This is a genomic window from Fodinisporobacter ferrooxydans (assembly GCF_022818495.1).
GTDB lineage: Bacteria > Bacillota > Bacilli > Tumebacillales > MYW30-H2 > Fodinisporobacter > Fodinisporobacter ferrooxydans.
In genome coordinates this window covers 1,316,431-1,328,501 of record NZ_CP089291.1, presented here as the reverse complement: position 1 = coordinate 1,328,501, position 12,071 = coordinate 1,316,431, and the positions used below count along the sequence as shown (strand labels likewise).

General features: G+C 43.2%; 10 protein-coding genes. All 10 read right to left on the bottom strand.

The genetic code is table 11. The annotated features are described in order from the left end of the window. Positions 1 to 14: 14 nt before the first annotated feature. Complete coding sequence (nadC, locus tag LSG31_RS06265; protein ID WP_347438529.1) at positions 15 to 863, bottom strand: carboxylating nicotinate-nucleotide diphosphorylase; 849 nt, start codon at positions 861 to 863, stop codon at positions 15 to 17. Positions 864 to 1,005: 142 nt separating this feature from the next. Next, entirely contained in the window at positions 1,006 to 2,139 is a 1,134-nt protein-coding gene (locus LSG31_RS06260; protein WP_347438528.1) for an HD-GYP domain-containing protein, read from the bottom strand. A gap of 116 nt (positions 2,140 to 2,255) precedes the next feature. Further along, positions 2,256 to 4,223: an ATP-dependent zinc metalloprotease FtsH gene (ftsH, locus tag LSG31_RS06255; protein WP_347438527.1), complete on the bottom strand. Its 1,968-nt coding sequence runs from the start codon at positions 4,221 to 4,223 to the stop codon at positions 2,256 to 2,258. A gap of 95 nt (positions 4,224 to 4,318) precedes the next feature. Then, the gene (gene hpt, locus LSG31_RS06250) at positions 4,319 to 4,858 is read right to left on the bottom strand and encodes a hypoxanthine phosphoribosyltransferase (RefSeq protein ID WP_347438526.1); all 540 of its coding nucleotides are present in this window, start codon (positions 4,856 to 4,858) and stop codon (positions 4,319 to 4,321) included. Between the two features lie 16 nt (positions 4,859 to 4,874). Then, positions 4,875 to 6,314, bottom strand: coding sequence for a tRNA lysidine(34) synthetase TilS (gene tilS / locus LSG31_RS06245; RefSeq protein ID WP_347438525.1), 1,440 nt, complete (start codon positions 6,312 to 6,314; stop codon positions 4,875 to 4,877). After that, positions 6,277 to 6,741 (bottom strand): threonine/serine exporter family protein, encoded by a 465-nt coding sequence (locus LSG31_RS06240; RefSeq protein WP_347438524.1) that lies wholly within the window; start codon positions 6,739 to 6,741, stop codon positions 6,277 to 6,279. The genes tilS and LSG31_RS06240 overlap by 38 nt, the downstream gene beginning before the upstream one ends. Before the next feature lies 1 nt (position 6,742). Beyond that, entirely contained in the window at positions 6,743 to 7,516 is a 774-nt protein-coding gene (locus tag LSG31_RS06235) for a threonine/serine exporter family protein (protein WP_347438523.1), read from the bottom strand. Between the two features lie 66 nt (positions 7,517 to 7,582). After that, a complete protein-coding gene (locus LSG31_RS06230) occupies positions 7,583 to 8,560 on the bottom strand; it encodes a serine/threonine protein kinase (protein WP_347438522.1) in 978 nt (325 codons plus the stop codon). After that, positions 8,550 to 9,287, bottom strand: a complete 738-nt coding sequence (locus LSG31_RS06225; RefSeq protein WP_347438521.1) for a vWA domain-containing protein — start codon at positions 9,285 to 9,287, stop codon at positions 8,550 to 8,552. Before LSG31_RS06225 ends, LSG31_RS06230 begins: the two co-directional genes overlap by 11 nt. 170 nt (positions 9,288 to 9,457) lie before the next feature. Beyond that, complete coding sequence (spoIIE, locus tag LSG31_RS06220) at positions 9,458 to 11,992, bottom strand: stage II sporulation protein E (protein WP_347438520.1); 2,535 nt, start codon at positions 11,990 to 11,992, stop codon at positions 9,458 to 9,460. Positions 11,993 to 12,071: the final 79 nt, after the last annotated feature.

Below are 12,071 nucleotides of genomic sequence, written 5' to 3'. Positions count from 1 at the left end.
CACACCTTAGATATTTATTCAACAGGCAATTGAATATCCAAACTAATATCCAAGGAACGAATCGTATGCGTTAATGCTCCAACAGATATGTAATCTACGCCTGTTTTGGCAATTTCAACTAACGTTTCTTCCGTAATTCCGCCAGATGCTTCAACTACTGCCCGGCCTGCAATTTTTTCAACCGCCTGATGCATTTGCTCGGTCGACATATTATCGAGCATGATAATATCCGCTTTTACTTCCAGTGCTTCATCGATTTGTTCAAGTGCTTCAACCTCGACTTCTACCCGCGTGGTATGCGGTATCTTATGCCGTACTGCTACAATCGCTTCACGAACACCTCCAGCAACGGCAATATGATTATCTTTTATCAATACTGCATCAAATAACCCAAAGCGGTGATTTCTACCGCCGCCAACGGTAACCGCATATTTTTCCAAGATACGCAAACCCGGGGTTGTTTTTCTGGTATCTACAATCTTTGCATTATAATATCGAATCATTTCTACAAATTGAAGAGTCTTTGTAGCAATCCCCGACATCCGCTGCAAAAAATTTAAAGCGACCCGTTCAGCAGTCAAAATGGAGCGAGCGCTGCCCTCGATTTCCATTACAACTTGTCCACTAGCCAATTTCTCGCCTTCCGGGACTAGAGTTTTCATTTGCAAAAGCGGGTCAATCAGTTCAAAGGCTGTCTTTGCAACTTCCAGTCCGGCAATAACACCCGGTTCCTTTGTTAAAATGACTGCTTTTGCAGTGGATTCTTTCGGAACAATCGAATTTGTCGTAATATCTCCGTATCCAACATCTTCTGACAAAGCATTTTGAACAATCGGTGTAATTTGTCTTTTTTCTAATATCATGGTTCAAATCTCCTTTTTAAAAGTTTTTGTCGAGAAACCTGACGATATTCAGTACTGCATTTGATAATTTCCAGAGTCAAGCAATTCCTCATATGGAAAGCGCATGTTTTACCATGCGCTTTTTCTAAAATGTAAAGATTCATCACTGAACGGCAGATTGGAACGTTTGTGACATTCCCTCTACATTGGTATCTACAATCATGCATGTAAGATTTTCCACCAAACGAATATCATACGCTGTATGCAACAGATTCCCATTTGCATCAAATAACACGCGAACATTGGGACGATGGGGGCAAGTCGAATCAACCCCAGTTACAATTGCTTTTTCGCCAGTATTCAAGGTAACTTCCGTCCCGATTGGATATACCGCAATCGTCTTGACAAAAACATCAACGATTACCGGATCAAAATGCGACCCACCACCACCCAAAATATATTCAAATGCCTGATGCGGCAAATACCCACGTCGGTATATACGATTTGCGGTCAATGCTTCATAAACATCCGCCAATGCAACGATTCGACCGAAAATATGCTGCTCTTTCCCTGGTATTCCTCGCGGATATCCAGTTCCATCAAATCGCTCATGATGCAGCAGAGCAATCTGAGCAGCTGCTGCAGAAATGTCCCCTTGATTTCGAAGAATCTCAAAACCGTTCGTTGTGTGTGTTTTCATAATCTCAAACTCTTGCGGTGTTAATTTGTCCGGCTTATTTAAAATAACGGGATCAATTGTCATTTTTCCAATATCATGCAAGATCGTCCCGATTCCCAAGTCCATCATTTGCTTTTCCGATAATTTTAATTTCAACCCAATCATTAAAGCCATCATTGTGACATTAAAGGAATGATGATAAAGAAATTCGTCTGTCGAATAAATATTTGCTAAACTTACCATTACAGAAGAGTTCTGTTGAATTTCATCAATAATAATTCGGAATAGCTCCTGGATTTTTTTAGTAAACTTTGGTGTTTGAAAGTATTTTGAGAAATTTTTTGAGTTCGCCGCTTCCTGCATCGTTTTATGTATAAACGAAATCGTCTTCATCGTGGTCTCTTGGCTAACAATCTCAGGAACAATGATATCATTTGTCAATCCATCATCAACGTATGCAGATAAAATCCCTAAATTTAACAGCCGATTCACAATAAACGACGTAAGTTCAACACCTTTCCCAACGAGTATCGTGCCTTTTTCGTCAAGAATAGGCCTGGCCAACCTCATTTTCAAATTGGATTGATTGCCTAACGTCTGTAACTGAATCAGCCTCATAAAGCACCTTCTCAAATCATTTTTCCAAACCTATCTATATTTTAGATGTCTTTCCCATAATTCACAATACTCTATATAAAAAGGTCGCGAACTACAGGAGTTGCGACCTTGAAACATTACTCATTTTTGTTTGTATTCTCAGGAGGCTCCGGCGGAAGCGGACGCTCAAACTTGCGAATCGGCGGTGCTTGCGGTTCTATTGCACCAGATTGCTTTGAAGCTGTCGGGTCGTTCGTATTGGAAGTCGCTATATTTACTTTGACGTCTCCACGTGACCGTTCCGGTAATTGCCCTGTTTCCATCAAGTGTTTGATTTGCTCTGCATCCAGCGTCTCTTTTTCTAATAATGTTTGCGCAAGCAACTCAAGCTTATCACGATGCTTCGTTAAAACTTCACGTGTACGTTCATACGCAATATCGATAAAATGCCTCATTTCTTTGTCGATTTCATGCGCAATCGCATCGCTATAATTTTGCTCCGACGTGAAATCCCTGCCTAAAAACACTTGCCCTTGACGGTGTCCGAACTGCATATTCCCCAATTTTTCGCTCATTCCATAATCTGTAACCATTCCGCGAACGATCTGGGTTGCCCGTTCCAAGTCATTGCTGGCGCCTGTACTGATATCGCCAAAGATAATTTCTTCCGCAACACGACCGCCAAGCAACCCGGAAACCCGATCCAGCAACTCCTGCTTGCGCATGAGAAAGCGATCTTCCTTCGGCAAGAAAATGTTATAACCGCCTGCCATTCCCCGCGGAATAATCGTTACTTTATGAACGGTATCCGCATGTTGCAAAAAGTATCCGACAATCGCGTGCCCCGCTTCATGATAGGCTACAATCTTTTTCTCCACTTCGCTGACTCGTCGACTCCGTTTTTCCGGTCCTGCAATCACGCGATCAATCGCATCTTCCACTTCATTCATGTCAACAACCCGTTTGTTTCTGCGAGCAGCCAGCAATGCCGCTTCATTCAAAAGGTTCTCCAAATCGGCTCCCGTAAAGCCGGGTGTCAATCGCGCAATTACATCCAAATGCACGTCATTTGCCAATGGTTTGTTGCGAGCATGGATTTTCAAAATCTCTTCCCGACCTTTTACATCTGGACGGTCAACCGTAATCTGCCTATCAAATCGACCGGGACGCAACAGCGCAGGATCCAAAATATCGGGCCTGTTCGTCGCTGCAATAATAATAATGCCTTCATTGGTGCCGAACCCATCCATCTCGACAAGCAATTGGTTCAATGTTTGTTCACGCTCATCGTGTCCGCCGCCGAGCCCTGCGCCGCGATGACGGCCGACTGCATCAATCTCATCAATAAATATGATACAGGGTGCATTTTTCTTGGCATTTTCGAACAAATCCCGAACACGGGATGCACCTACACCGACAAACATTTCAACAAAGTCAGATCCGCTTATGCTGAAAAACGGAACGCCAGCTTCACCTGCAACCGCCCGGGCCAAAAGGGTTTTACCTGTACCAGGAGGTCCTACCAGCAAGACACCTTTCGGAATTCTTGCACCCAATGCCGAGAATTTGCGCGGATCCTTGAGAAACTCGACAACTTCCACCAATTCGTTTTTCTCTTCATCATTTCCGGCTACATCATTAAACGTGACGCGTTTTTTCTCTTCTGTATACAGCTTCGCACGGCTTTTGCCAAAGTTCATGACCTTGCTTCCGCCGCCCTGCGCTTGATTGAGCAAGAAGAAAAACAGCACAAACATGATAATAAACGGTACGATGGATGTAAAAAATGATAACCAAACCGATTCCTTTTGTGGAGGTTTGACCGTTGTATTCGCCTCTGTTACCAGATCCTGAATGAATTTATCACCCATTAGTCCTCTAGTAACAACTTGATTACCATTTTTCAGAGTCGCTTGAATTTGTAACGTAATTCCTTCTGTAGTAACACTTACCGACTGCACATCCCCATTATGGAGCTGCTGATAAAACTGTGTTACCGGTATTTCTTGCCTTTGCTCTTGGTTGCTGGTAAAGAATTGGATAATTCCAATGACAACCAAGAATAAAATCAGATAAAAAACGGTATTACGCAGGATTTTATTCATTCCTTACCTCCTCACAGTCACGGCGGATTCCATTTTATCACAATTCCAGTCATGTAAACAATCTTCGAACTACTTTATGTAGTATGATTGCCGCTTCAGTGACTATATACTTCTGGACGTAAAATCCCAACGTATGGAAGATTGCGATATTTATCCGCGTAGTCCAATCCATATCCAACAATAAATCGGTTTGGCACTTGAAAACCAAAATAATTCGGACTTATATTAACTGTCCGTCCTTCCGGTTTATCAAATAATGTCACAATTCGTATCGATTTGGCATTGCGTTGAAGCAATAAGTTGCGCAGATAGGAAAGTGTCAGTCCACTGTCGATAATGTCTTCAACAATGATAAGATCACGGCCTTCCACTTCCTTATCCAAGTCCTTTAGTATTCGTACGACACCCGATGACTTCGTCGAATCTCCATAACTTGAGATCGCCATAAAATCCATTTCCAGGGGAATATCGGTGCGTTTCGCCAAGTCGGCCATAAACATGACGGCACCTTTTAAAATACAGATAAATAAAGGGGACTTACCGGTGTAGTCACGACTGATCGCCGCACCTAGTTCTCGAACTTTGTCTTGAATCATTTCCTCTGTAAATAAGACCTCAAGTATATCTTGCTGCATGCCCTTTAAAAACCTCCTAGCATCCTTCCAATTGTACAGTTGATCCAGCAAAGGAAACACGTATGTGCATCAGATCCTTTGTATCCGAATGGATCAAATAATGTCTGGAACGACGAATTCCCGGTATCCACACAATTGTATGATCGATCTCAAGTATCGGCCATTGATCCCTCATCGATGCTGGTATTTTCCTGTCAATCATTAATTTTTTCACTTTTGTCGTACCGTCAAACCCAAACGGTTGCATGCTATCACCGGCAATCCGGGTTCGAATGCGGATCTTTGAATGGTTGATCGCGTCATCAATGGGAATAACTGTTTCCCACTTACCCATCAGATCCTTGTAGGATCGCTGTGGTGAGTCTTTTATGATGTCTGAGTATACAATAAACGAACCAAACGGAACCGTTTGTGATTTTGTTTGATTCAATTCTATTGTGATCGGTGTTCTTGCAGATGGTTCTACATATGTATGGAAATGAACAGAATCATATTCACATCGAAGATAAATACCATGTGCGACTACTGAATCGTATACGTTTTGTCCATCTAATATTCTCTGATAAATGGTATCGATATGTATAGATTCCCACGAAGTGGTATGTCCCGATAGATAATATAATATTAGTTTAATTGCTCTAGGTTGTAAAGCAAAGTCAAGCTTTTGAAAGGAAGTCCGGGAAAATAAAATACGACTCGGTTCGACTTGGCAATGCTGTTGCATCCATTGTCGTGCGTGTCTTTCCAAATACTCATCTTCGTTTTGGACGATTTTGCCCAATCGTAGCAATCGTTCCTTAATGTTAGGATTATATGCATGTTCGATGTAAGGAATGAGTTCCAGCCGAATTTTATTGCGCAAGTACTTTGTCGATACATTTGAAGAATCCGTTCGATAACTTAATTGCCGCATTTGACAATATTCCTCGATTTCATGTCGCCACATCCAAAGCAGCGGGCGAATAATAAGAAAATCCCGCCATTTCCGTTTGAGATGCATGCCAGCCATTCCACTCGTGGACGTACCCCGAAGAATACGCATCAAAATGGTCTCGGCTTGATCATCCGCATGATGTGCGACCGCAAGATAGTCGGCGCCTTTTTCGCGCATGACCTTTTCAAAAAAATCATAACGTACGATTCTGGCCGCAATTTGTGTAGACAGCCCTTGTTTTTTTGCAAATGCAGCCACATCAAATTCGCCTAAAACAAAAGGCAGGTTCAACCGTTTTGCAAGCTGTTCAACAAAATCTGCGTCTTCTTTCGACTCTTCGCCGCGCAGCCCGTGTTCCACATGGCAAACCGTCAATTGCCAGGAAAATTCCTCTGCTAACGAATGTAGCCCGACGAGCAAACACACCGAGTCGACTCCTCCTGAGACACCCACCAGAATATGGGCGCCCGTTTCAATTTTCAATTCATTTTGAATTGTTTGGCGGAGTTTTTGTAGGAACATGCTGCCTCCTCCATCCAAAGCGCATAAATGCACCTGATATTACAAGACCTGTTGCGATTGCTCCGGCAATTAACAACGTTTCCGCACCTTTTGCCAACCCATTCATATAACGGCCATTCACAAAATCAATCATCGTAGAAAAGGCAGAGGATCCAGGCACCAACGGCACAATTCCGGCAACTGTAAATACGATTACCGGCATCTTGAATTGACGTGCGAGCAATTCGCTCAAAAACGCAATCACTAATGCTGCCATAAAACTTCCTGCAACATTGGAAATGTTGTGATTCAGAGAAAGCACCAAAATCAGCCACCCAATCACACCAACCAGTCCAACTGGCATTAATGCTTTTGGGGGAACAAAAAACAACACGGCAAACGAAACAGTGGCCACAAAACTCAAAATCATCATAAAGAATATATGCATATTATGTAGGCACTCCAAACATAGACAATCCGATTCCTACCGCCACAGCAATAGACAAGGTGGTAAGCACTGCTTCACCACAACGGGCAACGCCAGCAAGTAAATCCCCCGCCATCAAATCGCGGATTGCATTTGTTATAGACAATCCCGGCAATAAAGGAATAATCGCCCCGATGATAATCGTCTCCGTATGTTCACCGAAACCAAGTCTCAGAAAAGCAAGTCCCAATAACGACCCGCCAAGTGCTCCGACGAATACATTTAAAAACCGCGGAATTCGGTAATCCGGTATTTCCGCAAGCATATTTGCCAACAATGCACTCAAAAATCCAGGCAAAATATCCTTCCAACTCCCATGAAACAATAAAGCAAATGCACCTCCGGATACACCTGCGCAAATTTGCCGCAACCATCCGGGATAAGGGGGGCGCTCCTTAACAATGCAACGAATCTGCTCAATTGCTTCATCCGCGGAATACTCTCCACGACAGTATTTCCTTGAAATGTCATTTACTTTTGTCACTTTATTCAAGTCAATCGAAGCGTCACTCGTCACTCTCGCTAATTGCGTCAATGTTTTTCCAAACTTTTTAACCATGATAAAGATGCCAGTCGGTGTAACAAAGCTCTCTACTTGTTCTACATGGCTAGCGGTAGCCAGTCGATAAATGATTTCTTCCACTCTTGAGGTTTCCGCCCCACAATACACCATCACCCGACTGGCTTCCAGACACAATTGAAGAATTGCCTCAATACTTGGTTCTGTCGATTGCAAAACGGTTCAGCCACCTACTAGTAATTTACCAACGATTCTACCTGTTACTTTCCCCAAACACAAGCGTTAGAAACTATAAAAGTAAAAAAACAAAAACATCGATAGTGAACCTGCCACCATGACCCAAAGCCAATAATCTGTCCAGTCCCTCTTTTTTGTTTTTTTAAAACCTGTATCTGCGGCCGGCATTGCCGATACATGCAACTGCATTTGCATTAAGTCCAATACATCCTCTCTCATCAAAAGCAAGGAAGTGTAGCCGCCTGCCCATGCCTTTTTTAATATTGGCAACCATACCCGAATTTCCGTTTTGCTACGACATTGCTCCTTCATTTGCTCCTGCAAGGAATTCCAGAGCTGTTCGCCCGTATAGTTACGGCTATCTGCTTCTAACTTTTTGGAGATTTCAGGCATAAGCAAGCGGACGATCATCATAGCAACCGCAAATGCGTCATACCATTGATCTGCTCTCCGTGTCCCCTGCTCCCACCAGGCTCTGTCAACCCATTCCGTATATTGTCGAATGCCTTTTCCAAAAGGTGTTACACCGCCAAAATCAATCATTCGCACAGTAGCCGTCTGTTCCACAACAAGGCAATTGTCTAATTTTAAATCTCCAAATACATACCCTAGCGTATGCAAAATATGAACATTTTTTAAAACTTGGCTGATCATAACGGCCACCCACTTGTGACCCTTTTTTGCAACAAATTGAGCCAGGGAACACCCTTCCACATATTCCATTACGAAAAAAAAACGGGTATGGCTGCTGTTTTCCCAATCATCCAATTCAAAAACAGCAGGCCCGACTGTATTGGATACTGTCTTCCCCCGGATGTCCTTTAAGATTTGATATTCCAATGCCAACTCGCCGGCATTCTCCGATAGTTTTAATGCGTATGTGCGCCCTGTCGATTCTGCGAGATATACCTGCCCATTGGCGCCATTTCCCAATTTGCGGAGTATTTTGTAACGCCCTCTGTACCATTTTCCAGTGAGTACCGTTCCTATTGGAATATCCAAAAGCGCTTGATCAGAGTACATATTTTGAAAAATGCCCCTTGCCTTCTGCATCCGGTTGCTCGTTCCACTGCGAACCAAGATCAAACATTTGAACGGCCACAGCAAGCGCTGGTCCGGTAGGCGTACACCCCTGGGCGGTTAAACGGCTTGCGAGATTCGTTAATTGGGCTTTTTCTCCAAAACGATTCATGACTTGCACATCTTCTCCATTTGATCCAGGATACAAAAGCAATGCCAAGTCATGTTCACCATTACGAACATCTAAACTTATATCCAATTCGCGGATTGCATTTTGAACTTGTGCCATTTTTGTCTGCATACTTGCACTTCCATCAATGACGACAACCAATTGCAAATCGATTTCATCTGTCAAATTATCGACAAATCTGGCCACCTTCATCCGGGTTTCCGGCGGCAACTCTTCTTGTTCTTGTCCGATCAGCGATCGCAATTCCTTGTTGACGACTTGCTGCAATGTTAATTGTGTGGTATGCCGTGTCATCATTTGCATGGTCTGTTTTAACTGGCCGGAATCGACGATCCGACACATGCCGCCGCCTGCCGCCGCTATATTTTCCACCTCCTTTTCGCCTTTGCTCCCTAAGGCGCCACCGTCCAAAATTCCAATCACATTCACTGTGATTCCCTGTTCATGGGCTGCTTGTGCAACATAAACCGGATCCATGCCGCTATTGGAACAACCATCTGTGATTAATAGAATCTGCCTTGCTTTCGCCTTATTCCACATATTACCACCTCGCAATTATGAATAAAATTAGTATGTCCTAAAAATCTTTTACTCATAACAAAGCCCCCAAAGGATCCGGGGGGAATGTGGCAGCAGTTGAAAGCAAAATTCAATTGAAAACAAAACAAGAGCACGCAGAGGAAAACGGCATACAGAGCGCAATGATTCCCTCAAGCTTTCACAGGTTCTTCGAAAGAACGATTCGAATATGGCACACCTCCCGAATTTCGTTTGATTCTCCCAACTCCAGGCAAACGTATCGTAGACCATTCGGGTTTAAACACATCCACGCGTGCAGCGACAACCGTCATATCATCAGTAATTTTTCCTTGATTGATTCTTGCCGCCAATTCAACCAGCATATCTGCAATCTCCTGTGGATCATCACTTTCCAATTGTTCGATTCTTCTGCGCAGCCAATCTTCCTTATCCACCACATGCTTGGGCGCTTCATAGATTCCATCTGACAACAAAATTAAAATGTCTCCTTGTTCCAACTGCTCTTCAACGGTTTGAATATCAATTTCTTGCAAAATGCCGATGGGTATGTTTTCCCCTTGCACCATCCTTACTTTTCGTCCCCGTTTAATAAAACTCGGCGCAGATCCAATCTTAAGCAATTCCGTATGTGCTGTAAACAAATCGATTAACGCCAAATCCATCGTCGTAAACATTTCATCAGGAGAACGGAGCAGCAATGTAGAATTCACCGTTTTTATTGCTAGTTGCTCATCAAATCCGGCCTTTAATAATTGCTGCAATAATCGAATGGCTGCACTTGATTCCTGCATGGCACGTTCGCCATTTCCCATGCCATCACTGACTGCAACAGCAAATTTGCCATTCCCTACATCTAATGAAGTAAACGAATCTCCAGACAATACACGCCCATCCTTTGCCGCACTGGCAACACCCGTTACAATTTGAAAGGCACGAGCGGAAGTCAGGCGAAACGTTGCAAATCCATCGTGAAATTCCGTATCCCGATCAGAAACTGTAATCGTTTCTCCGATGATCTCACTTAATAGCGGGGCTACCATCTTTTCACATTGGGACCGGGCATCTTCGCAACCTACTTGCGTCACTTCGATTTCAACTTTCCCTTCATCCAAACAAATAATGTCCACACTTTGCACGGTCATCCCCAATTGTTCCAACGCAGCTATGATATGTTCTTCATGATCTGCAGATATGTGATTTTCCTTTTGCATTTCAACTGCCAAGTCGCCCATGATGCGGGAAACTCCTGCTAATTGGCTCGCTACCAGATTGCGGCTATCTTGTATATGTGTTTGCCACAATAATTCCCGCTTGGATTCCTCCATCGATTCGTACAAGTGCTGTATAAATTGTTCTGTTTTTATACACTTGTCACGCAAGATGGAGGGAGAATCCCGCAATACGTTTTCTCCTTTTTCCTCCATGATTGTTATGACATCAAACATCGTGCGGTATGTCTGATAAAACTCTTTATCCCAACACTGATTTTGTTTGGAGCAGCCTGTACACCCCCGTTGTGCAGCCCTTTGAATGGTCTTGTTCATTTGTTCATCTTGCGGCTGCAACATGGTTGAGGACGTTTGCAAAAATGTTCTTGATAATTCAGCAAATACATTCGATACTTCACCAATCCGATTTGCCATTACATCGCGAACTCTCCGCGCATAATCCTGTTGCGACAATCGAAATTGATGCGTCCCAGGAACATAGCGAGAAACTTTTTCAATAAATGATTTTGGAGTAAATAAAATTCCTGCAAAGGCAAGTGCTGTTTCACTTACCCCCATCCATACATCATGCAAATTTGCAACGTAGACGGTAAGAATAGCAGTTCCCATTGTAAAACCTAAACCGACTCCCCACTTTCTCGTATCCCTCAATAAACCAGCCAACACTCCAGAGAATGCAAGTAATCCAATCTGTGTGGTAGCCCCAAGGTTGCCCATTGTCAGGATAATTCCGACAACCACTCCGACACCTGCGCCAATACCCGCACCGCCAATTAAAGCAAATAGCATAATTAGATAGCGGCTGAATATATTTTCAATAGATAGCTGATAGAATGACAGACCTTGAAAACCGGTTAAGACAGAAGCTAATAAAATCACCAAACAAATAATTTCTTCAATTCGCAGTTGTCTCACACTTCGCTGAAACGTAAGAATCGGGAGCAGCTGAATAAAGATATATGAGAGTACCATGGCAAGGAACCCATCGACAACACTCATAATAAGCGCATATTGGCTGAGATCGCCGAACCCGGACGAATACCCGATTCGTACACCTGCATCGACGAGAAAAACTACAACCGGGATCACATTCAATTCAAGTATTTTTTGCCGATTTAGAAGTGTATATAGAATCTGGTATAAGAACATTGTTGCAAACAGCATCGGCCACACAGCAAATGCGGAATGTGCGGTAATGGCTCCAGCGCCGATCGCCATCAACAGCAACCAGGAGTGTTTTTTTCGAAGTTTCAATACCACTGCATAATAACTTAAAGCAAACGGAGTTAAATCTCCAAGTATAGAAGCTCGTCCTAACAAAAATCCCATAATCAAGATGCGGAACATGTATTTCCCCATATATTTCACCATCTGATCTTGCAAGTTGCTTTTCTTCTCATTCCATTTCTCCACTTCACCCTCATACCATTGTTTAAATTTTCCTTTTGTCTTTACTTCCATCCATTGTTCTTGCATAATGAGCACCACCCGTTCCTATTTTTACGTGTGCTCATTATAACGTAGGCGAAATGTAAAATTTGTCAAACGAAGGCTT

Bases quoted from the DNA above. Each gene is read 5' to 3' on its own strand.
- spoIIE (WP_347438520.1), bottom strand. From the start codon at position 11,992: ATGCAAGAACAATGGATGGAAGTAAAGACAAAAGGAAAATTTAAACAA.
- hpt (WP_347438526.1), bottom strand. From the start codon at position 4,858: ATGCAGCAAGATATACTTGAGGTCTTATTTACAGAGGAAATGATTCAA.
- nadC (WP_347438529.1), bottom strand. From the start codon at position 863: ATGATATTAGAAAAAAGACAAATTACACCGATTGTTCAAAATGCTTTG.
- LSG31_RS06230 (WP_347438522.1), bottom strand. From the start codon at position 8,560: ATGTACTCTGATCAAGCGCTTTTGGATATTCCAATAGGAACGGTACTC.
- LSG31_RS06240 (WP_347438524.1), bottom strand. From the start codon at position 6,741: ATGCATATATTCTTTATGATGATTTTGAGTTTTGTGGCCACTGTTTCG.
- LSG31_RS06225 (WP_347438521.1), bottom strand. From the start codon at position 9,287: ATGTGGAATAAGGCGAAAGCAAGGCAGATTCTATTAATCACAGATGGT.
- tilS (WP_347438525.1), bottom strand. From the start codon at position 6,314: ATGTTCCTACAAAAACTCCGCCAAACAATTCAAAATGAATTGAAAATT.
- ftsH (WP_347438527.1), bottom strand. From the start codon at position 4,223: ATGAATAAAATCCTGCGTAATACCGTTTTTTATCTGATTTTATTCTTG.
- LSG31_RS06260 (WP_347438528.1), bottom strand. From the start codon at position 2,139: ATGAGGCTGATTCAGTTACAGACGTTAGGCAATCAATCCAATTTGAAA.